This window comes from Paenibacillus sp. HGF5, from assembly GCF_000204455.1.
In the GTDB taxonomy this organism is placed as follows: Bacteria; Bacillota; Bacilli; order Paenibacillales; family Paenibacillaceae; genus Paenibacillus_AQ; species Paenibacillus_AQ lautus_A.
The window spans coordinates 1-25,107 of the sequence record NZ_AEXS01000136.1 but is presented as its reverse complement, the minus strand read 5'-3'; the positions used below and the strand labels follow the sequence as shown (position 1 = coordinate 25,107).

Genomic DNA, 25,107 nt, shown 5'->3' with positions numbered 1-25,107 from the left:
CGCGGCGATGGCTAGAAGGACGAAGAACAATCCTCCGAAAAAAGCGCCCAGCGGCATGGCCGAGAAGGCGGCCGGCAGGGCAATGAAGACAAGGGAAGGGCCGGCATTCGGCTCGATCCCGAACGAAGCGGTTGTCGGGAATATGATAAGCCCGGCAATAAATGCATAGATCAGGTCGCCTGCGCCGATGGCGAGGGTAGCCGGACCAAGGGATTGCCGCTTATCGACATAAGCCCCGTAGGTCAACAGAATCCCCATCCCCAGCGAGAGGGAGAAGAAGGCGTGTCCCAGCGCGACGAGGGCCGCTTCCGGGCTTAGCTTCGAGAAGTCCGGATTCAAGAAGAAGGATACGCCTGCTCCGGCCCCTGGCAAGGTTACCGCGCGGATCATTAAAACGATTAACAGGATGATCAGGCCAGGAATCAGAACCTTGTTGAATTTTTCAATTCCGCCGGAGATGCCCTTAGCTACTACCCAGCCCGTGATCGCAATAGCGACAACTTGCCATATAATCGGCATATAGCCTTCCGTAAACCCAGTGAATTGACCGCCGAAATCCGTATTGTTGTACAGATTACCGCTAAACGACATGACCGCATAATGAAGCGTCCAGCCTGCCACAATGACATAGAAGGTCAGGATGAGAAACGGCGCGATAACCTGGAGCAATCCAAGCTGCCCGAAGACTTTCGGTCCGCCCGCTTTAACGAAGGAAGTCGCGGCACTCCCGCGGCCGGCTCGTCCGATGGCAAGCTCCGCCAGCAGGACGGGCAAACCGATTATGATAAGGCAGATGATGAAGAGCAGAAAGAAAGCTGCGCCGCCGTGTTCTCCCGTAATGTACGGGAACTTCCACATGTTTCCGAGGCCGACAGAGCTCCCGATCGCGGCCAGAATGAATCCAGCAGAGGAAAAACGATCGCTTTTCCCCGGTGAAGCTGGGTTGTTGAGCTGAGATTTCATAGATGTTCCCCCAGTTGTTTAAAGTTAAGTTCCTCTATTATATTTCATGTTCTGTCAGAAAGGCATAAGCAATTTTTCCTAACGGATCAAGACCTGCATTTGTATTATGCTGCCAACACCAAGTTTTCAATACTAACATTAACCACGATTTGTAAATAATTAAACCTTAAACACCAAGTTTAAGGAAAGGAAGGGACTTTAGATAGGGAAAAAATCACAAAAACGCCTGATGGCAATTGAAGGTTTCGCGGGGGTTGACAAATACCTTTAAATAATATATCTTTAAATTAAGATAAATGAACAAACCAATAACGGAAAAGAGGGATATCATGATCCAAAGCTTAACCCGGATTAACGAATTGGCACAAAAACAGCGGGAAGGAGTGCTCACTGCTGCGGAAAGAGCCGAACAGCAAGTTTTGCGCACGGAATATCTGCGCGAAATTCGCGGACAGGTGCTGAGCACCTTTTCGGGATTAAGCATCGTGGATCCCGCCGGTAATGACGTGACACCTGAGAAACTTCGCAATGAGCAAAAGAACTGGAAGGAAAATTGAATAGCCATGACGATGCAACGCTATTACGCAGCATGGTAAACATAGTGAAACAAGAAGAAGGGATCGCCAATAACATGGCGATCCCTTCTTTATTTTTCTAACACCAAATATAAGTGAAGTGCGGCTCTCTATCCAAACCGCTCCGTCTTATACCACTTGGATTCCCTGCCCGTAATCTTGTCCACGATCATGGAGTAGAACGCCTTGATGGATATGACGAGGAACAGCTGAGCGTAGGTGAAGTACGACACGCAGGATAGAATGAAGTTGCGCGTGGTGCTTTGGCCGATGTCCGTTGCGAGCGCCAGGTTAATCTGCAGGACGTAGATGTAATACATTAAGGCCCAGGCAATGACGAGATACATGTAGACATCCCCTTCAAACCGGAAAGGGGAGACGACGGCCGGATTAAACAGCGCGATGATCTGATACACGATATTGGCGATAAATATAATATCCGAGATGATGATGGCAATCATAAACCAGAAGTAACTGGCCGCGTAATACAGCACATGCAGCTTAATCCGCCAGCTGCTCCGGTCGAACAGATGACGAATATTATCCGTGACGACGCTGTAGTTGCCTTTGGCCCAGCGTTCGCGCTGCTTCATGTACACCTTCAGATCCTCTGGCTCCTGCTGATAAGCTTCGGCTTGGGGAGCCAGCGCAATCAGCTGTCCCCTTGTCAGGATCTGAAACGAAATCGCGGTATCTTCGGTGATCGCATGCTCATCCCATCCGCCGATGTCCTGAATGAGCGCGGTTTTCACGATAAAGTTCGTGCCGGGAATGGTACCCAGCTTAAACAGCTGCCACAGTCCGGTATGATGCACGCGCTGAATGGTCACCAGCTCCAGATTGATGCAGCGGGACAGGAAATTCTGCCCGCGGTTACGGGCCTTGTTGCGCCCGAAGACGGCCCCGTAGCGTTCGGGCTGCTCCATCGCCTTCTGCGTGAGAAACAACAGCGCATTTTTCTCAGGAGCGGCGTCCGCGTCGTAAACACAGATCCATTCGCCCGTTGCCTGCTTGAGCGCGTCGTTCAAAGCGCCCGATTTGCCGCCGGTTCCGGTTCTCTCCAGGATCACAAAGTTGCGGTTCCGGTAACGCTCATTCGCTTTCAGCGCTTTTAACCGCTCGGCCGTTTGATCCTTGCAATTGTCGGCGATGACAATCAGCTGCATTTTGTGGTGAGGGTAATTCATCTGCAAAATGTGCTCGACCGTTGCCTGGATGACCAATTCCTCATTGTGCGCGGGGACCATGACCGTCACGGTGGGGTAATCCTCCAAATTGCCGGGATTCACCAGCTTCTGCCGGCTTTGTTTATGAATGAACACGATGGCACCGGCCATGATAATAATTGACTCCAGTACGGCAATCCATATGCTGATGATGGAGATAACGAGGAAAAAGTCAGTCACTGAACTTCCCCCGATCATACTTTCGTTTGATTTTCGAACGGAAGCTTAAGGTTGCGATCGTCAGGATGATGATGGCGATGGAGAACACGATGCTGACCCCGATGCAGAGAGGGATAAACCAATGGGTATACGACATCGGCTGCAAGCCTCCTTTTTCATGGTGATGATCACTTCGTTAGATATACTCCCCGATGAGGTCGGTTTCGGTATTTCGTTCTAAAGCGGAGATGACGTCATCGATATGTTCATACCGGCTGAACTGCTCTTTCTGGAACACGAGGCCGCCGGCTCGGACCACTAGCTTGAGGGACATGCCTTTTTTATCCCGGAAAGGGACGTTCATCATGGCGACTTTGATGCGGTCCATGAGGCTTTTGAGGTACTCCGGCTTGGTGAGCGGACACAGAATGATAAACCGCCCTTCGCCGATGGAGAACTTATAGTCCTCGTAACGGATCTGCTTCTGAATCGTATTGGACAGTTCTACAATCAGCTTGGCAAAGCGGTGGGAGCCGACGTTTTCCCTGGTCAGGGGGAGGAAATCGAGCTTAAACATCATAATGCAGAAGCCGTATTGATCGGAATACCGATGGGCCAGATTCGCTTGCTTCACCAGCGTGCTTTCAAAAGCCTCCTTGCTGCCGAGCGAGGTGTCAATGTCGATGTCCGGGTTGGTTTTCCTGAGCTGCTCGAGACGGCGGATAAATCTACGGCTTCGCACGAGAGCCAGCTTAATGAAGACGGCAATGGCGGTATTGGCGGGCAGCAGCAAAATCCAGGACAACGTGAGCGCATGGATCGGAGCCAGCGTGGACAACCAGACGAAATACGTGACCAAATAAACAAAAACGGCGACCGTCGAAACGCCGACCGGCAGGAAGAAGCCGATAAGCAAAGCGGCCAACGAGCCGATGCTAAACATAAATTCCATGAAAGTAAAACTTTGGTTTACATGGATGTGCCAAAATAATAACGCCTGCTGGACGACGGCAAGAGCAATCAGCAGAAAATAACCGAATTCGACGCGACGTAAAGGGGTGGATTTTTTCATGAATGTCCCTACTTTCTAAACTCTTAAACCTTTTACGTGTGTGGTGAGGTCATTCCATATGTTATTTAAAAATTACCCAAATGTCGATAGATTTATCGATCCTTGTCGCAATGTTCATATTAGATAAAGAACGCAGCGTTGGTTGACCCTCCAACTCTCTGATAAACTGACCCTTTCAGGGATCGGGATCTATAGGATAGAGTAGGATTAGAGCGTCTTGATGTCACAGACGGCAGCGTTCATCTGTCTTATAGGTGGTGTAGCTTACTGTCGACAATATACAGAGTAAGAAGGTGTGCCTGATGTTATGGGATCAAATCTATATCGAATACAAGCCGATGATGTTCGGCCTGGCCTACCGGATGCTGGGTAGTGCAGCGGATGCGGAGGACATCGTGCAGGATGTTTTTTCCCAATTCGTGCAGATGGATCGGGGAGAGGTGCTTAACGAGAAGGCGTATTTGGCCAAAATGACAACGAACCGCTGCATCAACCTGCTGAAATCGTCCAGGCGCCAGCGCGAAACGTATACCGGTCCCTGGCTGCCGGAGCCGATGCCGGATTATGACATGATAAAGCGGTCCGATCCTGCGGAACGCCGCGAGAATATCGGATATGCCTATCTGGTGCTGCTTCAACGCTTAACGCCGCTGGAGCGTGCCGTCTATATCGCCAAAGATACGCTGGGTCTCGAATATCATGAAATCTCGGAGATGCTTGGAAAGACGGAGATCAGCTGCCGCAAGACCTTCAGCCGTGCCAAGGAAAAAATGGGCCGCCATTCGGAGGGGCCGGTGGGAGAAGGGACCCGGACGGAACAGCAGGAACGCTTCGTTGAAGCCTTCCTGCGGGCGTCCGATATGGGGAATTTTAAGCCGCTGCTCTCTTTCCTGAAGGAAGAAGTCACGCTGCTGTCGGATGGCGGCGGCAAAGTGAAGGCAGCCATCAATCCGATATTGGGCATGGAGCGGGTACGGGCTTTCTTCGAGGGATTGTCTGCCAAAGGCTCGTTCCGGGAAGGGTTTGAACCCGTCTCCGTCAACGGGGAGCCCGGTGTATTGCTGAAGCGGGAAGGCAGGGTCTCCATGGTCATTACGGCTGAGTGGGAACCCGACTTATCCCGTATCAGCCGGATTTTTCTTGTGGTCAATCCGGATAAATTGCAGCTGTTTAATCAAAACAGCCCGGGAACAGCCCTGTAGCGACGCCGATCCGGTTCCAGGCATTGATGGTCGTAATCGCCATGACCAGATCGACGAATTGCTTCTCGTCAAAATGCTTGCGCACGCGTTCGTATACTTCGGCCGGAACGCCGGCTTCGGACAGCTTGGTCACGCATTCCGTCAATTCGATGACGGCCCGTTCCTCGTCGGAATAGATCGGCACTTCGCGCCACATCGGCAGAAGGAGGAGACGGTCCACGCTCTCGCCCATGGAGAGCAGATCCTTCGAATGCATATCCACGCAGAAGGAGCAGCCGTTGATCTGGGATGCCCGGAGCTTGATGATCTCGTACAGCTTGTGATCCAGTCCGCTTTTTTGGGCCGCTTGCTCCAGGGCAAGCAGGGTCTTGAAGGCTTCGGGATTGGCCGACCGGTAATTCATTCGCAGTTCCATGTTCAGTTCCCCTTTACGTTTGAGGTTGATATTCACCTATATGACAGTTTGCCGCCGGGAATTGTGACATGTGAACGAAAAAAAGAAGAAACCCTTCATGGATGGGGAACGAAAGCTTCGAAAGGGCCGCATTTCTTGGCAGAAATGCTATCCCGGGTAACTTTTCGTCCGTCCAGAGGGTTTCTTTGTCTTTATAACGCTTATATGTTTATTTTCCGGCCATAAGCGGGATGCGCAGGACATCGTCCCGCTTATGGGTGGTATAGTTCGAAACATACACTTCGAGATCGGTATTGTCGAAATTTTCATACACGTCCATATGTCTATTGCTGTCATCGCCGATCAGGCCGATGATGGCCGGCATGCCATAGCTCCGATCTTCGCCGTCCAGATAATAAGTCTGGTTGACGCCGCCGAACGCCGGGTCGGAGCTCAAGGATTCCACATAGAGGTTGTGGTCCTTCATGTAATAGGTCCACGTGATCGGATAGCCGGCGATGCTGGACGTTAAGGTCTGATGCTCAGCCGAAATATCGGTCAAGCGGATCGGACTCTTGTCACCGGCGAATGCGTCGACTCGGTGCTTGGCGACCAGAGACACGGGTTGGTTTGCCAGAGAGGCTGCATTCAGCCCGGTCATCTCAAAGCGCAGCTCCGTCTTCTTGGACTGGCCGGGCACATGCCACATGCTTCCGCTTAACAGCGTCCCGCCTACGTCCAGCTGATAGTCCATGTATGGAAAACGGGTATGCTTTTCCTTATGGGTCAGGATTAGCCGGACTTGGGTTGGCGTCACGATCATTTCATGGATCTTCGTTTCGCCAGGCACCTGATCTACAGGGATATTCAGCACGTCCTTCCATGTGCCGTTGTCCATTTGTTTCTTGGACAGCGCCATATTCAAGCTCCAAATACCGTCTGCGTTCTCCAGCGTGCGATCATAAGCCAGCTGGAATGTCGTACCTTCCGCACGCAGGGAATCGGATTTGAATATTTGCTGACTCAAGTATTCCCCGGAGGCTGCCGGGGTTCCGAAGGTAGGAGCTTTAACCTCCTTAATCATCTCATTCCTGTCATCGGTCGCTTGAATTCGCACCCAGCTTCTGCTGTTCATTTCAGGGTCCGTAAATCTAATCGCCGATTGAAGCAGGATACTGCCTTCGGCTTGCTCGAAGGACTTCAGGGTCACGCTGCCAATGCCATCCTTTTGAATGGGGAATACCTGCGTATTCGGGTTTTGAGGGTCGTAAGGGATGGACTGTTTTCCGTCGCCGGTAAAACGGATATTCTCCATCGCAAACTCGATATCCGCGATCTGGCCCTCAGCAACCCAATCGGTCTCGAAATACCCCTGGAATACGCCTAACTCCTCGTTCCACTGATGGGAATAATGGCCCTCGACGGAATGGCCTTCCTTATCTTTAAGCCCGATTCGATCAAAAGCGATTTGTTCGCCGGCCCGCGTCGAGCCCGGATCCAGGCTGTAGAGCAGGAACGTGCGGTTCTCATCGATAAATGCCGTGTGCACCGTTAGCGTTATGCCATCCTTCGTAACGGATTTCTCAATCGACTGGCCAAGCCCTTGTTCTAGCGCGGTCTGGATCCCGGCCTTGTAAGACAGAAGATGGGACCAGTCATAATTTAAGGCTGCATAGACCGGTGTGGCCATAAGGGCGACGGATATCCCGGTAATGATCGCAATTCGCTTTCGCTTACGCGGACGAAGCGGAATCGCTTCCCCTCCGACTACCTTCAATTCGTCCTGCTGAATGCTGCTCCACATCCGGTCAAAATCAGGATAAGACACGTTATTCGCTGTGTTCATCTGATTTTTCAGATTGTTCTCAAAACGTTCCAAGTTGTTTCTCTCCCTTCAGCCAAAAGCCGTTATGATGCTCGAGCTTTTTACGCATGATTTTCAATGCTTTGTGAAGCCTTGATTTAACCGTTCCGACGGGAATTTTCAGCGTTTCGGCGATTTCCGCCATTGATAGCTCGCCGATATAGCGAAGCGTGACCACGGCCATCAGCTTGTCCGGAAGCTGCCGCAGCAGTTTCTCCCATTCCGCCGCCGCGGCTTTTTCCAATACGATGGTGTCCACGGATTTAACCGATGCCGCGGTCTGCTCGTGGAGCCATTCGACCTGGCCTTGCTTTTCCCGCTGGGTCTGATTCCTTCTAAGCAGGTTCAGGCAATGATTCATCGCGATGCGCATGATCCAGGCGCGTGTATGCTCCACGCTTCTCCAATCCTGGCGAAATACGGTGACGAATACGTCGTGGCAGAGATCTTCCGCGTCTTGGGCGTTCCGCAGCATGTAGTAGCAGGTACGGTACACATCCTTGTTGTATGAATCGAATAACTCGCGTTCCGTCAATCCAAGGCACTCCTTTCTTTGCGTTATGTCTAATAAACAAATGACCCTTGGAAAGGGTTCATATTTTTTTTGCGGAGGTGGCCTTGTAACGAAGGCGGGGACATTTTCTTATATTTTCGGATTGACTTCATTCTAACAAAAAAGAACATCAGCCCAACGTATAAAACGTAGGGCTGATGTTCTATGGATATCTGTAAGATGGGGTGCCGCTGGCAGGCTCGTTAGAACCATCGATTAAGCATATTACAGAGGGTTATCACTGGGCCGCTGTCGGCTTAAGCTATGCGGAACCAGCTGATCTGCACCTCGCCTTTCATGATCAGGAAGACGTCGGCGCGTCCTGTTAACCCCTTCAGATCGGCCTCCACCGTCGTCCAGGCCTGGCGTCCTCCGGTCGGCAGAACCCTGCAGCTTCCGACTTTCGGACCATCCGGGCTGCCGGTTGTAATGACGATGTCGCCGCCCTTGATATGTCCGCTCACCCTGGCCTCGAACGTGGCCGAAGAATCGCCGAGATCGGCGTCATAGAAGGCGATCCATCCCGAGTCGCCGGTTAAACGGATGCTTTCGCCGCCTTCGCGGCATTCATCCAGGAAGACACCCTGGTAGTCGTCATAATTCACTGCTCGAACAGGCTCTCGCAGCATGCGTGGCGGGATCGTCTCTCCTTCGACTTGAAGGACTGCGGTGACCGGCAGTCGGCCGGAGGATGGTCCAGCCATGAGCGTATAGGTCCCGCTTTCCACGCAGTAGCGCTCTCGGGTAACGTCCCAGAAGGCCAGATCCTCGGCCTTGAGCTCAAAGGTTACCGTTTCCGAAGTGTCCGGAGCCACATGGACGCGGCGGAAGCCCTTCAATGTTTTGAGCGGACGGATGACGCGGGAGGAGTCAGCCTTCACATACAGCTGAACCACCTCATCCCCGGCCCGCTGGCTCTCGTTCCTTACGGCAACGGTAACGGTTACGCTGCCTTCGGCCGTCATTTTCGGCTGGCTCAGCAATAGACCGCTGTACTTGAAGCGGGAGTAGCTGAGACCGTGACCGAACGGATATAGTACATCCCCGTCGAAATATTGATAGGTCCGTTTTCCTTTGATAATGTCGTAATCCATGATGTCCGGAAGCTGCTCGGTTGACTTGTACCACGTCATGTTTAACCGGCCGCCCGGATTGTAATCTCCGTACAATACGTCGGCCACCGCATGGCCCAGCTCCTGCCCGGCGTGAGACGTAAAGAGGATGGCCGGCAGATGCTCCTGTTCCCAGTTCACCGCGAACGGATACCCGCCTACGATGACCACCACCGTACGGGGATTAGCCTCGAACACCGCCTGTATCAAGGCCTGCTGTGCAGGCGGAAGGGTGATGTCGGGACGGTCGATCGTTTCCTTGCCGTTAATGAACGGGCTGTTTCCCACGAAGACGACGGCGGTTTCAGCCGATGCTGCCGCTGCAACGGCTTCAGCGATGCCGTCCTGAACCGTTTCGATGGTAAACGGCGCTCCACTTTCCTCGATGCCGCCAACAACAAGCCGGCCATGCTCATCGAGCAGGATCGGTTTGCCTTCCCAGTTTTTCATCATAAAGCTTCCGTCCGGCAACGCCTCGAAGCCGAAAGCCTCCTTCACGAACCAGCCGCGAGCCTCATCGGCTGCAGCTTGCAGCCCTGTTTCCGTTTCCGTCACGAATTTGCCGCTGCTGACCAGGCGGAGCGTGACGGAGCTCCAGCCCCAGTCGTTTCGCTCGAACACGGCGGCATCGGCGGATTCTGACGTGCCTGCAAGCAGGATGCCCTGCTCCTCGGAAGACAGGGCGACATACGTGCCGCTGACGGCAGAACGAAGGCGCACCTGATCCAATCCCGTATGGAATTGAACGCTGCGGTCTCCCGCTTTGGCCTGCACGCCCTGAAGCGGCGTAATCCGGTAGGGAGGCGTGCCGCTGTACCAATCCGTGAACGCTTCGTTGGCGAGCGGTCCGATCACGGCCGCGGATTTGAACGGATCACGCGGAAGGGGAAGCAAACCGTCGTTCTTCAGCAGCACGATCGACTCACGTGCGGCTCGAAGAGATAATTCGGCATGCTCCGGCGCGCAGAGCTTCGACTCCGGTACGCGGCTGTATGGATTCCGCTCTTCCGGGTCGAATTCGCCAAGGCGGAATCGGACGCGGAAGGTATTGCGGAGGGCATGGTCCAGATGCTGCTCTTCGAGCAATCCTTGCTCCAAAGCATCGCGGAGAGCGCGGAAGGAGATGTCCTGATCGTCGGTGATGCTGTCGATCCCGGCTTTGACGGAATCCGCAACGGCCTCCGCGTAGGAAGCGACATAATGATGGTCCATGACGGTACCCAGCACGTCACCCGCGTCCCCTACGACGAATCCGTCCATGCCCCATTCCTGCTTGACGATATCGTTCACTTCATGGTTCAGGTTGCACGGCGTGCCGTTGATGCCGTTATACGCGGTCATCATGGAACCGGCTTTCCCTTCCCGGAACGGAGCCTCGAAAGCTTTCAGATAATATTCGCGCTTGTTTCTCGGATCGATGCTTACCGAGGCGCTGCCGCGGTCGGCTTCATTGTTATTGCCGTAGAAGTGCTTCAGGGTAGCAACCGTTTTGTAGTAGAAGGGATGGTCTCCCTGCATGCCCTTCACCAGTCCGGTGGATAGTTGCCCGGTCAGGTGCGGGTCTTCCCCGTAGGCTTCCTCCGTCCGGCCCCACCGGGGATCGCGTTCCAGATCCACTGTCGGCGCCCAGATGGTCAGTCCGTTGATGGCCCGGTCGCGCTGGTAATAGACCCGGGCTTCCTCTGCGATGACCGAGCCGATTTCACGCATCAGCTCGGGATTCCACGTGCACGCAAGTCCGGTGTTTTGCGGGAAGACCGTCGCTTCGCCAAGCCATGCCACGCCGTGGGCGCCTTCGGTGCCATGCTTATATTTTTGCACGCCGAGACGGGGGATTTCCGTCTGGTATTGGCACATTAATTCGATTTTTTCGTCCAAGGTCAATCGGGACACCAGATCGTGAACCCGCTCTTCCAGCGGCAGATCCGGATCCTGGAACGGATATTTCATGAGCAAAACCTCATTTCTAAGCAGAGTTGGAATGGAAACGCTCTCAGATATACATGCGAAAAGTGTGCGTTTCCCTTTAAACCGTTAAACCAACTCCATCATAGCGCGCAAGGCGGAGCCATGATACACCGAGAATTAGCGCAGTTTTCATGTGGAAATTTCGATTCCCTGCGTGTAATAGAAAATACATGGGATGCTCTATTAGAAGAATAGACCTCTGTTTGGGCACGGGTAAAAGATTGCTGTTGACTCCGTGTTCCATTCAGAGGTTTTTTGTGGATGTCCGTTACATTCGGCAAATCTCTTTGGGGCAGTCCTCACAGTGGCAAATATTCCGCAAATAAGCGGGGTCATTCAGAACGATGCGCCCCCGCTCGGTAGAAATCACGCCAAGATCCTTAAGCTCGTTCAAGATACGGTTGACGCTTTCGCGAGTAGAGCCGATCATCTCCGCCATCTCCAGATTCGTGATCCGCTTGCCGATGATGGCCCTGTGATCCTTGGCGGTCCCGCCGGTGCCGTACATATTGTACAGCCGCAGCAGCAGAGAGCATAGGGCGCCGGATTTGCCATGCAGCAGCAGATCGCGCAGTTTGCTCTGCGTGGTACGCTGCATGAGCGCCATCCAGCCCATATATTCCACGGCAAAGTCACCGTTGATGCGGATGATTTTATCCAGCTCGGTCTGGGGCACGACGCCGACCTCGCTATCCTCCATGGCCCTGGCTTCGAAATGATGCACGGCTCGTCCGAACGGATCGGGCTCACCGAACAGATCGCCCGGGATGTGGAGCGACAAGGTTGCCGACAATCCGCCTTCCAGCAGCTTGGATACCTTCAGGCTTCCCCGGTTTACGAAGTACAGCCGGTCGGCAGGATCGTTCTCCTGATACAGACAATCGCCGGCAAACAAACCGATTGGCTCGGCCATTTCCCGGATTAAAGCGAGATGCGGCGGCGAAAAGACGAAGGAAGTGGCCGCAGGAAACAGCCCTCCATTCTTCGCATCGGACCTTGCAGCTCGATTCTGTTTCATACGATCTTCTCCTTTTCGTAACTTATTCGGCAAGCTGATAATGGTCATTCGTCAGTTTGAATGTATCGGTCAGACCTGAGGTGAGATAGATTTGATGGTCGGTGGTGACGAAAATGGCATCGGCGTCATCCCGGCTCTCGACGAACTGCCGACCTTCCGTAAGCCCAAGCGAAAAAACGGAAGTCGACATGGCATCGGCGTCCATGGACGTGTCGGTCACGATCGTCACGCTGAGCAGGTCATTATCGACCGGGTAACCGGTGAAGGGGCTCAGAATATGGTGATACACTGTTCCTTCTGCTTCGAAGAAGCGCTCATACACGCCGGAGGTCACGATGGTCTTGTTGACGGCTTGAAGGGTACCCAGGGATTGCCCGCGATCCTTCTCAGGGTCCTGGATGCCGATATTCCACGGTGAGCCGTCCGGCTTTGAACCCATGGCCAGGATGTTGCCCCCGAGGTCAATGATGGCGGAGCGGAAATCCTGCTGCTGCAAATAGTCCGCGATGACATCTGCGGCATATCCTTTGGCGATGGCGCCTAGATCCAGCGACATTCCCTCCTTCTTCAGCCGGATGGCGTTCGATGCCGGATTCAAAATCACATCCTTGTAGTTCATTCGCTGCATGGCGGCAGCGAGCTCATCTTCTTTCGGCACTGCGGGGTGTTCGCCCCCGATGCCCCAGAGATCCACAAGCGGGCCTACGGTCGGTTCGAAATGTCCGCCGGAAGCCGCTGCGTAATCGATGGCGGTTTGGACCACCTTGAAGGTCTCTTCCGAAACGCTGACCTCGGATTTGCCTGCCGCTTGATTGACCTGACCGATCTCGCTGCCGGCCAGCTGCCGGTTCATACGCTGGTCGATCCGTTCCAGCAGAGCCCTAACCTCGTCGAAATGCCGGGGTGTCATCCGTTCATCGTAAACGCGGAGACTTACAATGGTATCGAATATAAAGTAACGTTCGGCTGCCGGTTCGTTGCTGGCGGCTGTCTTCTGATCCGCTTTGGTTGTGCAGCCGATCGCTCCCGTCATCAACAGGGTGAGCATGATCAACAGGCTGCTGCAGGAAAGAAACTTCCTATACATGATAGTGCCTCCTCTTCGAATTCTGATGCTGTTTTTGCATCGAGTTCCGATGATCTCAGCGTATCAGACCGTTACCCCGCTGAATGTGAGAAAAATCATTTCTGGCACTTTGTGCAGCCCTGATAATGAAGATAAGCAAAGCGAAGTGGAGAGATGCTGATGAAACGCGGAGATATTGGAATAGCGCTTGTGCTGATAGCGGCTGTCGCCTGGTTTGGAATATCCAAATTTATGGGGGAAGACGGAACGGCAAAGGGAACCTATGCCATGATCGAGGTGAACGGAAAGCATTATGATACGGTGGCGCTGACGGAAGAGCCCCGAGACATAGAAATCCGGACGGAGCGGGGATACAACCTTTTGAGGATCTCGCGCGAAGGGATCGAGATGGTGGAGTCGGATTGTCCGGATCAGCTCTGCATCGGGTTCGGCCACGTTCACGACATCCATGGCACCATCGTATGTTTGCCTAATCGCGTGTTCGTTGAAGTGACCGGAGAACAAATTAAAGGAAGTGAGCCGGATGCCGTTGTCTCCTGATCCTTATGCGCTCCGCAAGCTGGTCGTGATCGCCATCTGCGCATCATTATCGGTGGTGCTGGGCATTGTGGAAGCCCTGATTCCGTTCGCGGTCACGATACCCGGCGCCAAGCTGGGGCTCGGCAATATTATGGTTCTGACCTGTCTGGTCTGCCTTGGGGGCAGGGATGCCTTGTGGCTCATTGTCTTAAAAACATTGTTGACCGCCTTTATACTCGGCAGCTTCTCGACCTTCCTGTTCAGCATGTTCGGCGCTCTGGCGAGTTATCTGGTGATGTATGTCATGCTGAGGCTCGGGGGGAGCAATTTCAGCTTAACCGGGGTGAGCATCGCGGGCGGCATCGCTCATAATATCGGACAATTGACGGCAGCCTCGCTGGTATTGGGGACGGCAAAAATCTATTATTACCTGCCCTTTCTGCTCGGGGCGGGCGTGGTGACCGGGATCTTCGTCGGATGGGCCGCAAAATATCTGATCGAATCCCTGCGGCGTATTGATCCGTTCGGCATGTTTCACACAGAAAGCTAAGGGGGAGGCGTTAGGCATGGCGGGCATAACCGATAAGTCAGAGCATGCAGTAAAGCTCAAGCATGTATATTACGGACAAGGCTGCACGAACGTGCTCAAAGATGTCTCGCTGGCGATCCCCCATGGACAGTGGGTATGCATCGCCGGAAGAAACGGGGCAGGCAAGTCCACGCTCATTCGGCTGTTGAACGGCCTGCTCCTCATGAGCCGGGGACGCATTCTGATCGATGGGCTGGAGCTGAACGGCCGCACGCTGGGCGACATTCGCCGTCATATCGGCATGGTGTTTGCGAACCCGGACGATCAGTTTGTCGGCCTCACCGTAGAGGATGATATCGCGTTTGGCCTGGAAAATCTGTGCCTGAGCCGGGAAGAGATGCTGCAGCGGATTCGAACCTATGCGGAGCGGCTGGATATCGTCCATCTGCTCCAACGGCATCCGGCCACTCTGTCCGGCGGACAGAAGCAGCGGGCGGCCATCGCTGCCGTGCTGGCGATGGAGCCTTCCATCATTGTCATGGACGAGGCGGCCTCCATGCTGGATGAGAAGGCCAAGAATGAGCTGCTGGGCCTGATGCGGGCCATGCACGCCGAAGGCAGGTACACGCTCATCTCCATCACCCATGATGTGGAGGAGATGGCCGAAGCCGACCGGATGATCGTGCTGGACGGCGGCATGGTGGCAGCGGACGGCAGTCCAAAGGAGCTGCTTCTGCAGGACGACTTGCTGCGGCGGTGCAGGCTGAAGGCGCCTTTTGCCCTCCAGCTGTGCAGGGAGCTGAAAGCGAGAGGAATCGATATCGGCGAGCTGGTCAGGGAGAAGGAGGTGCTGGAGGCATTATGGTCATATCATTCGAAGAGGTTTCTTACCGCTACCGGGACCGGGGGATGAGTCCGGTTCTTGGGCTTGACGGCCTGAATCTGGAGCTGGAGGAAGGCCGAATGATTGCCGTCCTCGGTGCGCCGGGCTCGGGGAAATCAACGCTTCTCCAGCACATGAACGGTTTGATTCGGGCGGATGACGGTCTGATTCGCATTTTGGATTTCCGCCTTGAATCGGGTGACGGCAAGAAAATTCCCGCCGGGCTGCGGCAGCGGGTCGGCCTGGTGTTTCAATATCCGGAGCAGCAGCTGTTTGAAGATACGGTGGAGAAGGATCTATTATTCGGACCCCTTAATTTCGGACGGAGTCCAGCTGAAGCCGCAGAGGCGGTCCGCAGAGCGGCATCCTTCGTCGGATTGGATGAGGAGCTGCTGGGGCAGAGTCCCTTCAAGCTAAGCTCGGGCCAAATGCGGAAAGCGGCGGTTGCGGCCGTATTGGCGGCCGATCCCGACATTTTGGCTTTGGATGAGCCTACGGCCTCCCTCGATCCTGCCAGCCGGGAGGATCTGATGCAGCGGCTGCATAGATTAACGAGGACGCAAGGCAAAACCGTCCTCGTCGTCACTCACCGATTGGAGGAAATCGTGGCCTTTGCCGACGAGTTCGTGGTAATTAAGGACGGCAAGGTCCTGTTTCAAGGAACGGCCGGGGAGCTCGTACATCGGCAGGAGGTGCTGGAGCAGGGAGGCCTGATGGCTCCTTCCTCCGTGCGGATGGCGGGTATGCTGGCCGCACAGCTTGAACTCGAACCTGCGGAAATGCTTCCGGATGCGGCAGCATTGGCGGAATGGTATGCGGAACTGCTGGGATCATAGGACAGGGCTGGCAGCAGGGCTAGGCAAGGGAGATAGGGGAGGGAGCCGACATGAAACGAAAAATCATCCTGGGCCGATATATGGAAGGCGATTCATGGGTTCACCGTCTGGATCCCCGCGCCAAGACGGCGGCTATGCCGCTCTTTATGGTGGCCGTGTTCCTGGTGGACGGATATATGGGGGTACTCGCGCTGCTGCTGTTCACTGCGGTGGTGATCCGGACCACGCGTATTCCGTACCGCTATTACATCAGAGCCATGAAACCGCTGATGTTCCTGCTGTTGTTCATCCTGGTATTTCACATCCTTTATGATGCGGGAGGCGGGAAACTGCTGGATGTGGGCGCGTTCAAGGTATATGCCGGCGGATTGGAAAAAGGGATCGTGTCCGCTTCGCGGATGGGACTCTTCATCATGCTGGCGGCGGTGCTGACCTTCACGACCCAGCCGGAGCAGCTGGCCCAGGGGCTCGGCAGCCTCCTGCGGCCGCTGACCTGCATCGGCGTGCCGACGGATCGGCTGGTGCTGATGCTCGGCATTGCCCTCCGGTTCATACCGACTATCTTCGAGGAAGCCGAGCGGCTGTGGAAGGCCCAGCAGTCCCGGGGACTGGACCTGTCATCCCGCCCGCTGAGGGAGAAGGCACGGCTGATCATTGCCCTGCTGGTCCCGGTAACGACAGGCGCGTTCCGGCGCGCGATCGGGTTGGCCGATTCCATGGAGGCCCGGGGCTATCGCCTGGGTGCGCGGCGAAGCAGGTTCAGGGCGTTTGTATGGAAGCGGGCGGACACGTTATTCGTGGCGGCATTTCTGCTGCCCGTGGCCGCAGCCGCGCTGCTGTAACGGCGGTCTGAAGAGCATGAAAACCGCAGTCCTTAAGGACTGCGGTTTGTGGTTTTATTGTTACTCGAATTTGATAGGAAAGGTCCCGCAAACGCTGGTGGGCGAGTTGTTGCAGCCTTTTGGCTCTGATTCGTTTTTAATGTCTTTTAATAGCTTTGAGAATTCACCTAGATAAGGCTGCAGGACATGCTTCTTGTTATTGATTTTCCCTTGAACGATCCCGGCAAACCGTCCGTTCTCCGGTACTTCTCTTGCAGAGACGAGTCTTCCGTTCTTGTAATTCTCTACTCTATAGTGCTCTTCGTCCTCGAAGCGTTGATTCATTCCAGTATAAAGCTCCATCACCCCATAGTCACCCGTTCGATATATGCCTTCGCTGATGGAACTCCCGTAGTCCTCCATCTCGCTTGCATATGCGAACCCTTTGTAGTCAGGCGTGGACTTATCCCTTTTGTAATAATTCAGCAGTTGAATGCGGCCGCGGGCCAATTTGGATTGCATCAATTCATTTGCCTGCTCCCGATCCGATGCGGAAAACTCCAATAGAGTGGTCTCATTCCGGTACTCAAACCCAAGGATGTCCATGGATTGCATCACGGTATAACCTGACAGCAAGTCATGATCCTTGAAAATGCCCTTCGAGATTACATGAAATTCAAAATCAGGGTTGCTTTCGCTCCGCATTCCCGTTCCGTTAGGACGATCGTTTCGCCATTCCCCCTCGTAGACGATTTTCATATCCTCGGGAAGCTTGTCCGATATGTATTTGCCTGTACCGGATCTTTGCCCATTGTGCCACTCGCCGCTGTATACTTTGGAAGGTCCCCATCGCATCGTACCTTTTCCATGAGGTTTGTTGTTCTTCGCTTCACCATAGTAGGTGGCCCCGTTTGGGAGGGTTAAACTAACTTTTTGGCTGGAGGCTTCCGTCTCTTCAAGGGTAAACATAAGAAACAGCAATGCCAGTGTAAAAAAGCTTAGGTGTTTTCTGATCACGTTGTAATACGTCTCCTCTAATCTGCCGATTTTTAATTTTGGCGTATCCCATAAGGTGGATGATTTACCCAGTCAAATCATAGATGAGATTCATGCCTGTCGTAAAGTTATAATATGGGAATTATAGTTTTACAACGCATCTCATAGAAAATATAGATAAAAACACCGATCCTTTACGGAACGGTGTTTTTGTCATACCTATTCATTCATCGGCATCGGTGTATCCGTCGGCTTGATCCCCTCGTAGGCCCGGTCCACGGATTGCCGGATTTCCTTCAGACTCAGCCCCTGCTGCCTGCCGCCCAAGTACATATTCGTGACGTCCAGGCAGGTTTGGCAGAATTTCGCGTGCGTGGTTGGCGTGAGCCTGCCGTCTTCCTCTTGAGCATAGTAGCAATTGAGGTTGCTGCTATGGCCGGCATCGCCGCATCCGCAGAAGCAGGGCATGAAGGCCAAGTGGCCGGCATGGAGGATGGCTGCATTGTATTCCTTCACGCTGGACATATGCGGAAGAGGCGTATCGGGATGCAGCAGGTATTCGGTTTTGCCGTCGGAACGGCCAGCAAGGGCTTCCGCATAGAGGATGTCGCTGCGATACGCGCCGCTTACAACTTGAACGCCGTTCACGCCTTCAAAGGTCTGCAGCGTAAGCGCGATGGCTTCTTCCGCCCGTTCTCCCTCCTTAGAGCCGGTAAAAGCACGAAACGATGGGGACAGCTCCACCACGGTTACCCCGTGTTCGGTTCGGATTTCGGCGAAGCTTACGCCGGCCGGGATGGCGCTTTCCAGCTCGGGCGGCAGCAGATCCGAAAGCTGGGCCAGCATCGTCATGGCACTGACCTTCGGATAGCGGACGGAGGTATCCGTCTGCACGTACTGGGATACCGGCGTGAATAGACCGGAATGCGGGTCATAGGCATGGAGGGTTACGCTGGGCATCGTGCCGGGGATGGCCGAGAGAGTCGCTCCCTCGGGCGGGCGTGCACCGTTCGCGGCGATATCTTCCAGCTCCCGCAGGATACTGCCGCTTGATATATCTTCGGTCAGTCTTCCGAGTTCTTCCTCCTGAGCGTTCAGGAACAGGATGGTCGGGTGCTCCGTAATACCGTACCGGTTAACGGCTTCCGTATCCTCCGAAATGCTGAAATACTGGTAACGGTAGTCCGGGGAGGTTGCTTCCATCTGCTCCATGACGCCCAGCGCCTTGGAACAGCCGCCGCAGCCCTTGAGCGCAAAAATGGCGATGGAGCTCACTTGCGTGTCAACGGTCTCCTGTTCCGCAAGAGGAGATGTCCTGAATAGCATGAAGCCCCCGGCAGCAAGCAGGAGCAGGAAGGCCGTCAGTGCAATTCGCCACCGCCAGATTCGTGTGCGATGCATGTTGATTAAACATCCTTTCATATCGAACAGGGATGCATCCATGATGGACGTATCCCTGTTCGTTTGGAGTATATGGCTTCATGTCTGTCTTTAGGGCAGGAAATAATGGAGCAACGCCTGCAAATCACGTTGAGCCGGGTGATCCGCGAAGTCGACGATCATGCGCTGGGCATGTTCCGCATAGAAACGGGCAAGTTCTTCGCTCTGCCCGATCGCGCCGCTTGCGGCGATGCGGTGGATGACGTCATCCATGTCTGCCGCGGCGGAATGAGGGCCGAGCTGCCTGATTCTAGGGGCAAGGGCAGGATCGTTTAGGGCGTAAAGCACCGGCAGCGTAATGTTGCCGTTTCGCAGGTCTGCGCCAGCCGGCTTGCCGATGGCCTCCTTGGGCTCCGTGAAATCAAGGAGGTCATCTCGGATTTGAAAGGCCATGCCGAGCGACTCCCCGAATTGAAAGAGCCGTTCAGCGGTTCCGGCATCCGCATGGGCTGCTTCCGCGCCCGCTTTCAGGCAGTGGGCCATCAACAGGGCCGTTTTGCAGCGCGTTTTCTCCAAATACTGCTCCATCGTCAGTCCGAAGTCGAAGCGGTGTTGAAGCTGATCGTATTCTCCCATGCAGAGCTCGGTGACCAGCGCCGCAAGCTCGGCTAAACGGTAGGCCTCGTCTTCGGAGATGTCTTCGCTGTTCCCGTCCGGGTCGCCGCCCGGATGACCGGCGGCCCATTCGATGGCACGGGCAATCATGTAGTTGCCGATGTGCACCGCCGTCTGGACATCGGTCGTCTCGTGCAGGGTCGGCATGCCGCGCCGCATATCGGATTGATCGATAATGTCATCGTGCACCAGCGAGGCCATATGCAGATATTCAAGCAGTACGGCGGTTTTCATGACGGCGGGCTCATGGCCGCTTTCCCCGAAACGGCTGCCGAGCACGACCATAAGCGGGCGCAGCCGCTTGCCGCCGGCGTTAATGAGATCCATGACGCTGCTCAGTACCACGGAGGAAGGGGGGAGGTCGCGGTCTGAGCTGACGACCTCCCGGAGCAGGCGATCGAAGGAAGCGAGATCCACTCCGATTCGGTTATGAAGGTTCATCTGTATCCGCGCCCCTTTCCATGGATGGCTTCTTACGCGCTCCGCTGCTCCAGATAGCTGCGGATTTCGCGCTTAAGCTCGTTGAATATCCTTTCGGGTGAAACGTTCTTGAGCAGGCTGAGCTGCATGCGCTTATGAAAGGGGAGAAGCCGGGACAGCAGCTTCCATTCCTTTCGCTTGACGGCAATCCGGTACATGAGTCCGGTCAAATAATCGCCGTCCAGCAGCAAACGCGTCAGTCTCTCGTTATCCTTCGCTTGCAGCTTGCCATGCTTGTTTAGCGCAGTATGAATCAGGATGCAGCAAGCCAGCACCGTCATTTTGCGTGAATAGGCGAGTTCATAAGCGTTGAGCATATCGGCGATGTCCCTCACCGGTCTGTTATCCATCTCCATCCAATCGATATCCGTTCCGGAATCGATATGCGACCGAAGCAGGTCGATCGTATCCTGTAATAGCTTCATATCCATCGTTATTGACTCCTTCCGGAAGGCTCGTGTTGATCAGAGTGTGAATGCCGGCAGAACGGTTAGGGCTTGAGCTTGATTCGGCAAAGCGCCATACGATCAGCCCGTTCTATTGAATAGAGAAGAATTAGTCCGTATACACGTACCAGCGCCTTACGATCGGTATTCGTCTCCATACCTTTTTCAGCCAAGGGTACACATAGTAGTCAAGTCCGAACGTGCTGCCCGATCCGCCGATCAAGGCGATTCCTGCTGCCAGATACCACAGCATCTCGTTAGGTGCCATACCCGATACCCAAACCATGGCGCCCATGGCGACGCTGGCTACGGCTGCAGGTGCCGTGAACAATCCGACGATCAGCAGGATGCCGACGATCAGCTCAGCCAATACCATCGAGGTCTGAAACACATAGGCAAGAGAAGTATAGCCGCCGTCTCCGGTATAGAACATCAGGTCCATCGACCAGTCGACGATGGATTTCAAGAAATCCGGCACCGGAAGGGCAGAGACCGCTTCTGCGGTATAAGCGGAGGCAGCGGACACCGCGTCTGCCGCTCCGGCTCCGGCTGCATCGGCGCCTGCAGCGGAAGCTGCGCTTACGCCGTCGGCTGCTTTGGCAGGAATGAGGAACATTTTGTTCGGATCGTCAATGATCTTGTGAATCTTATCCCACCCTTGGGACAGCCACATCCATCCGGCAAAAATCCGCAGCGGAACGAGCCAGAAATTCGGCGAGCGTTTGGCAAAATGCCCGCCCACGAAGCTGCGGTTGTTCCGGACATGGAAGAACTCATGCAGCATATAATGGTATACCTTGTTGAAGCCGCAAACCTGGAACAGATAGAGCATGTTGATCAGATGTTTGACCAGCATGGCCGGGAAGCCGCTGAGCCTGAACATATGGCCCGGCACGCCCACGTTGGCTACCCCGTAGCGGCTGCCGATACAGACCATCGTGCCGTGGAACGTCGGCTTGTAGGATTTCATCGGTTTGTTCGATAATTCAGCCACGATGTTATGCGCAATGACCGGGGCCGCGAGTTCGGCGTTTTCCACCATTTGAGGTACGGGTGCAGCCGCGCCCTCAGGAATGTAGAATATATTGTCCCCGACGACATATACGTTCGGATGAGCAGGAATTTGAAGCTTGTCGTTGGTCAAAATCCGCTTGCGGCCTTTTTGCTCGACATCCATGCTGCCGACCACATCGGAACCTTCCACCCCCGCGGTCCAGATAACGGTGCGGGATTTGATATCGCTGCCGCCGACGGTAACGCCGTCCGGCTTAACCTCCGTAATCTTGGAGCCCGTGATGATGTTGACGTTCATTTTACGCAGCCGCTTCTCGGCTTTGCGTATTAACGGCTCTGGCAGGATCGGAAGGATCTTGTCGACCATGTCGGCAACGTGAAGCGTAACCTCGCTTGGATCCACGTAGAATTCCTTGCATAATTGCTGGGTGAATTCGGCCAGCTCGCCGATCATTTCCACACCGGTGAATCCGCCGCCGACAACGACGAAGGTCAGCATTTCCTTGCGGACCTGCGGGTTGCGCTCAAGAACCGCTTTGCGGAACATATTCAGGGTATGTTCTTTCAGGCGGACCGCATCATCGTAAGACCACAGGGTAAAGGCGTGTTGATCCGCACCCGGTATGCCGAAGAAGGTTGGCTTGCTGCCTGTACCGATGACTAAATAGTCGTAGTTGTAGGTCTGTTTCTCTCCCTGGAGCGTTTGGCCGTCAAAGTCGATGCCTCCGATTTCATCCAGCACCACGTCCACGTTCCGGAATCCGGAAAATACTTTTTTTAGGTCGATTTTGATGGAATCCTCCTCGACCCGGTTGGCGGCCACTTCATGAAGCTCGGTCAGCAGCGTATGATACGGCTTGCGGTCGATGAGTGTTATCCGCAAATCCTTCTGTTTGCGCAGTCGTTTAGCCAGCTTCTTGGCGGTAAGTATACCGCCGTATCCGCCGCCCAGCACGATAATCTGTTTCATGCGAATCTCCCCTCAAGGAATAGTTGTCTTCTTTCTATCGTACTTGTGGCTTATTTGGCGCCTTCGAGCGCTTTCGCTGCCAGTTCTACGAATCCGTTGACGTGGATGGATACACCGGAGATGGCATCGGTTTTGCCGTCTTCACCCGTTACGATGGCTTGCGGGTCTTGCTTTTCGATCAAATACTGCTCGGCTTGATAAGCCTGCTCGTGCCATTCGGACTGAGCCCCGCCGTTCTTCATGCCGTATTCGCCTGATTTGGAGCGGGTGACTTTGTCGGTGCCTCCGTCTTTATGAACGCCGTTCCAGCTGACTGCGGCGATTTTACCGTTAATTACGGTAACGTCGACGGTTTCCTTCCAGCCGGATTTGGCATCGAAGTCAGCCGCTTCCGCGTGGTAGCTGCCGTCTTTGTATGGTCCTGCTTCAACAGGTCCCGCGGCCAGCGCTTTGGCTGCCAGTTCCGTAAATCCGTTGACATGGATCGATACCCCGGATACGGCATCCGTGCGGCCTTCGTCGTTCAAGGCGAGCCCTTCAACGGACTGCTGAGCCACCAGGTATTCCTCCATCTTGGCTGCCTGCTCATGCCATTCCGCTTGAGCGCCGCCTTTTTCCTTCATGCCGTAGAAGCCTTTTTCGGAAAATGTCTTTTTGTCCAAGCCGCCGTCCTTATGCAGACCGTTCCAGTTGGCGCTGACGATTTTACCGCCTTCGACTTTAATCGCGACGAGTTCCTTCCAGCCGGAATCCTCGGCAAAATCGCCTTCGGCGTAATATAAGCCGTCCTGCAGGGCCGTTCCTTCTTGTGCCGGTTGCTCCCCGTTTCCGGCATTATCCGTGTTTTGGCTCTCTGCCGGTTTGTCCGTGGTGACAGGCTCTTTGTCTCCGTTGCCTCCGCAGCCTACGAGCAGCGCAAACATCAACATGACGGAGAGGGATAGAGAGAGTGTCCTTTTCATTCTGGTTTCCTCCTATAATTTTGTGAATTACTTCACAAATATTGTTCTTGAGTTCATTGTATTCTGAAAAAGAATAGTTATCGGTGAAAAAAATCACAAACTGACACGGTGCTTCATGTTCAGGCGATCATGCTGATTTTCAGGAAGTTGAGCATCCGTCAAATAATGCCTCGAATGTCATCCAGGGATTGAATGCCCTCGTTCTCCATCAGTTGAATCAGTTCTTCAGCCAGGGTATCTCCCGCACGGAGGTTGATGAAGTTGTACGTACCGATCTGTACGGCTGCAGCGCCTGCCATGATGAATTCGAGGACATCCTCGGCACTGCAGATGCCGCCGATTCCCACCACCGGGATGGACACCGACCGGGCCACCTGATGGACCATCCGCAGGGCGATCGGTTTAATCGCCGGCCCGGATAATCCGGCGTAGGCTCTGTCAAAAACGCTGCAGCGTTCCCGAATATCAATCGCCATCGCCTGAATCGTATTGATTAGCGAGAGGCCGTCGGCCCCCTCGGCTTCACACATCCGTGCCATTTCCTTCAAATCCTTCGCCCCGGGAGAGAGCTTGACGAGCAGAGGCAGCGTGGTGGCGTTGCGGACTGCGCGAACCACCGCTCGAGCCTGCTCATTCTCGATGCCGAAGGCAAGCCCGCCTTCCTTGATGTTGGGACAGGAGATGTTAAGCTCGATCATGTCGACGGCCCGTTTGCCGGCTGAGCGCAGCTTGCGGCTGGCTTCGGTAAGCAGCTCGGCGCCCTCCGCATATTCCCGTACAGTGCCGCCGCCGAGATTGACGATGACCGCCGTCCCGTGCGAAGCCATGTCGGATAATTCGTGCTCCAGAAAAGCCCGGATTCCCGGATTCTCCAGGCCGATGCTGTTCATGATGCCCGATGGCGTTTCATAGATCCGCGTACCCGTATTGCCTAGCCGCGGGGTCAGGGTCAATCCCTTGGAGACAATGCCACCGAGCTTGCGAAGCGGATACAGATCCGCATACGGTTTGCCGAAACCGAACGTGCCCGAGGCCGCCAATATCGGATTCGACAGCGGCACGCCCGCCAGTTCACAATCGATGGAGATCATTCCAGTTCACCTCCTTCGCCAGAAATACGGGCCCGTCGGTGCACGCCTTGCGGTTCGAACCCGCGGCAGTTAACGTGCAGCTGTTGCATGCCCCGATGCCGCAGCCCATTCGCTTCTCGATGGAGACATGGAGCTTCGCGTCGGTACCTTCGGCTTTTTGCGCCAAGCTGTGCATCATCCCAACCGGGCCGCAGGCAAATATCGTGTCATAGCGGCTCGGGTCCACGGCATCGACGATGGTGCCGCCGGACTTCACCGTGACATCCCGGCTGATTTCGTGGAATCCGTTGATTCCGAAGGGAACGCCGGCGT

The 25,107-nt window shown here is 54.6% G+C and carries 25 protein-coding genes; 7 read left to right on the top strand and 18 right to left on the bottom strand.

Annotated features, from left to right (window positions below; translation table 11 throughout):
* On the bottom strand, positions 1-963 hold a 963-nt coding region (locus tag HMPREF9412_RS21305), incomplete at its 3' end, for a sodium-dependent transporter (RefSeq protein ID WP_009593820.1).
* 329 nt (positions 964-1,292) lie between these two features.
* On the opposite strand from HMPREF9412_RS21305, the gene HMPREF9412_RS21300 reads away from it, so the two are divergent.
* Positions 1,293-1,520 carry a DUF896 domain-containing protein gene (locus HMPREF9412_RS21300; protein ID WP_009593828.1) on the top strand — a complete coding sequence of 76 codons (228 nt, stop codon included), beginning with the start codon at positions 1,293-1,295 and terminating at the stop codon, positions 1,518-1,520.
* A gap of 128 nt (positions 1,521-1,648) precedes the next feature.
* On the opposite strand, the gene HMPREF9412_RS21295 is transcribed toward HMPREF9412_RS21300, so the two are convergent.
* The 3 genes from HMPREF9412_RS21295 to HMPREF9412_RS21290 are packed head-to-tail and all read right to left on the bottom strand — an operon-like array spanning position 1,649 to position 3,995.
* A complete protein-coding gene (locus tag HMPREF9412_RS21295; RefSeq protein ID WP_009593812.1) occupies positions 1,649-2,944 on the bottom strand; it encodes a glycosyltransferase family 2 protein in 1,296 nt (431 codons plus the stop codon).
* Entirely contained in the window at positions 2,937-3,080 is a 144-nt protein-coding gene (locus HMPREF9412_RS33000; protein WP_009593808.1) for a hypothetical protein, read from the bottom strand. The genes HMPREF9412_RS21295 and HMPREF9412_RS33000 overlap by 8 nt, the downstream gene beginning before the upstream one ends.
* 39 nt (positions 3,081-3,119) lie before the next feature.
* Complete coding sequence (locus HMPREF9412_RS21290; RefSeq protein WP_009593830.1) at positions 3,120-3,995, bottom strand: GGDEF domain-containing protein; 876 nt, start codon at positions 3,993-3,995, stop codon at positions 3,120-3,122.
* 302 nt (positions 3,996-4,297) lie between these two features.
* Here HMPREF9412_RS21290 and HMPREF9412_RS21285 point away from each other — a divergent pair, with 302 nt between their 5' ends.
* A complete protein-coding gene (locus HMPREF9412_RS21285) occupies positions 4,298-5,197 on the top strand; it encodes a sigma-70 family RNA polymerase sigma factor (protein WP_009593822.1) in 900 nt (299 codons plus the stop codon).
* Here HMPREF9412_RS21285 and HMPREF9412_RS21280 read toward each other — a convergent pair.
* The 6 genes from HMPREF9412_RS21280 to HMPREF9412_RS21255 all read right to left on the bottom strand — a co-directional run bounded on the left by HMPREF9412_RS21280 (position 5,166) and on the right by HMPREF9412_RS21255 (position 13,193).
* A complete protein-coding gene (locus tag HMPREF9412_RS21280; RefSeq protein WP_009593821.1) occupies positions 5,166-5,612 on the bottom strand; it encodes a carboxymuconolactone decarboxylase family protein in 447 nt (148 codons plus the stop codon). The genes HMPREF9412_RS21285 and HMPREF9412_RS21280 overlap by 32 nt on opposite strands.
* Positions 5,613-5,820: 208 nt before the next feature.
* The gene (locus HMPREF9412_RS21275) at positions 5,821-7,470 is read right to left on the bottom strand and encodes a DUF4179 domain-containing protein (RefSeq protein WP_009593813.1); all 1,650 of its coding nucleotides are present in this window, start codon (positions 7,468-7,470) and stop codon (positions 5,821-5,823) included.
* Positions 7,457-7,990, bottom strand: coding sequence for an RNA polymerase sigma factor (locus HMPREF9412_RS21270; RefSeq protein ID WP_009593817.1), 534 nt, complete (start codon positions 7,988-7,990; stop codon positions 7,457-7,459). The genes HMPREF9412_RS21275 and HMPREF9412_RS21270 overlap by 14 nt, the downstream gene beginning before the upstream one ends.
* A gap of 275 nt (positions 7,991-8,265) precedes the next feature.
* On the bottom strand, positions 8,266-11,070 hold the full coding sequence (locus HMPREF9412_RS21265) for a glycoside hydrolase family 3 protein (RefSeq protein WP_009593814.1): 2,805 nt from the start codon (positions 11,068-11,070) through the stop codon (positions 8,266-8,268).
* Between the two features lie 286 nt (positions 11,071-11,356).
* Complete coding sequence (locus HMPREF9412_RS21260) at positions 11,357-12,106, bottom strand: Crp/Fnr family transcriptional regulator (protein WP_009593809.1); 750 nt, start codon at positions 12,104-12,106, stop codon at positions 11,357-11,359.
* Positions 12,107-12,128: 22 nt separating this feature from the next.
* Positions 12,129-13,193 carry an FAD:protein FMN transferase gene (locus HMPREF9412_RS21255; protein WP_009593829.1) on the bottom strand — a complete coding sequence of 355 codons (1,065 nt, stop codon included), beginning with the start codon at positions 13,191-13,193 and terminating at the stop codon, positions 12,129-12,131.
* A gap of 159 nt (positions 13,194-13,352) precedes the next feature.
* Here HMPREF9412_RS21255 and HMPREF9412_RS21250 point away from each other — a divergent pair, with 159 nt between their 5' ends.
* Genes HMPREF9412_RS21250 through HMPREF9412_RS21230 form a run of 5 tightly spaced genes read left to right on the top strand, consistent with a single transcriptional unit; the run spans position 13,353 to position 16,802 of the window.
* Positions 13,353-13,733: a NusG domain II-containing protein gene (locus HMPREF9412_RS21250; RefSeq protein ID WP_009593819.1), complete on the top strand. Its 381-nt coding sequence runs from the start codon at positions 13,353-13,355 to the stop codon at positions 13,731-13,733.
* On the top strand, positions 13,717-14,262 hold the full coding sequence (locus HMPREF9412_RS21245; RefSeq protein WP_009593823.1) for a Gx transporter family protein: 546 nt from the start codon (positions 13,717-13,719) through the stop codon (positions 14,260-14,262). Before HMPREF9412_RS21250 ends, HMPREF9412_RS21245 begins: the two co-directional genes overlap by 17 nt.
* A gap of 16 nt (positions 14,263-14,278) precedes the next feature.
* Positions 14,279-15,154, top strand: a complete 876-nt coding sequence (locus tag HMPREF9412_RS21240; RefSeq protein WP_009593825.1) for an energy-coupling factor transporter ATPase — start codon at positions 14,279-14,281, stop codon at positions 15,152-15,154.
* Entirely contained in the window at positions 15,103-15,960 is an 858-nt protein-coding gene (locus HMPREF9412_RS21235; RefSeq protein ID WP_083829982.1) for an ATP-binding cassette domain-containing protein, read from the top strand. The genes HMPREF9412_RS21240 and HMPREF9412_RS21235 overlap by 52 nt, the downstream gene beginning before the upstream one ends.
* Positions 15,961-16,010: 50 nt before the next feature.
* Complete coding sequence (locus tag HMPREF9412_RS21230) at positions 16,011-16,802, top strand: energy-coupling factor transporter transmembrane component T family protein (protein WP_009593810.1); 792 nt, start codon at positions 16,011-16,013, stop codon at positions 16,800-16,802.
* Positions 16,803-16,862: 60 nt separating this feature from the next.
* Here the strand turns inward: HMPREF9412_RS21230 and HMPREF9412_RS21225 are convergent, their stop codons facing one another.
* The 8 genes from HMPREF9412_RS21225 to HMPREF9412_RS21190 form a co-directional block, all read right to left on the bottom strand.
* Entirely contained in the window at positions 16,863-17,798 is a 936-nt protein-coding gene (locus HMPREF9412_RS21225; RefSeq protein WP_009593816.1) for a hypothetical protein, read from the bottom strand.
* 198 nt (positions 17,799-17,996) lie between these two features.
* Positions 17,997-19,178, bottom strand: coding sequence for a PCYCGC motif-containing (lipo)protein (locus HMPREF9412_RS21220; protein WP_254664090.1), 1,182 nt, complete (start codon positions 19,176-19,178; stop codon positions 17,997-17,999).
* A 90-nt stretch (positions 19,179-19,268) separates the two neighbouring features.
* The gene (locus HMPREF9412_RS21215) at positions 19,269-20,273 is read right to left on the bottom strand and encodes a polyprenyl synthetase family protein (RefSeq protein ID WP_009593824.1); all 1,005 of its coding nucleotides are present in this window, start codon (positions 20,271-20,273) and stop codon (positions 19,269-19,271) included.
* Positions 20,274-20,305: 32 nt separating this feature from the next.
* Positions 20,306-20,743: a hypothetical protein gene (locus tag HMPREF9412_RS21210; RefSeq protein ID WP_009593826.1), complete on the bottom strand. Its 438-nt coding sequence runs from the start codon at positions 20,741-20,743 to the stop codon at positions 20,306-20,308.
* Between the two features lie 124 nt (positions 20,744-20,867).
* On the bottom strand, positions 20,868-22,742 hold the full coding sequence (locus tag HMPREF9412_RS21205) for an FAD-dependent oxidoreductase (protein ID WP_009593815.1): 1,875 nt from the start codon (positions 22,740-22,742) through the stop codon (positions 20,868-20,870).
* Between the two features lie 50 nt (positions 22,743-22,792).
* Complete coding sequence (locus HMPREF9412_RS21200) at positions 22,793-23,704, bottom strand: FMN-binding protein (protein ID WP_009593827.1); 912 nt, start codon at positions 23,702-23,704, stop codon at positions 22,793-22,795.
* A 158-nt stretch (positions 23,705-23,862) separates the two neighbouring features.
* Positions 23,863-24,795 carry a dihydroorotate dehydrogenase gene (locus HMPREF9412_RS21195; protein ID WP_009593811.1) on the bottom strand — a complete coding sequence of 311 codons (933 nt, stop codon included), beginning with the start codon at positions 24,793-24,795 and terminating at the stop codon, positions 23,863-23,865.
* The coding region (locus HMPREF9412_RS21190) for an iron-sulfur cluster-binding protein (protein WP_009593831.1) at positions 24,776-25,107 on the bottom strand (332 nt) is incomplete at its 5' end. The genes HMPREF9412_RS21190 and HMPREF9412_RS21195, both read right to left, overlap by 20 nt.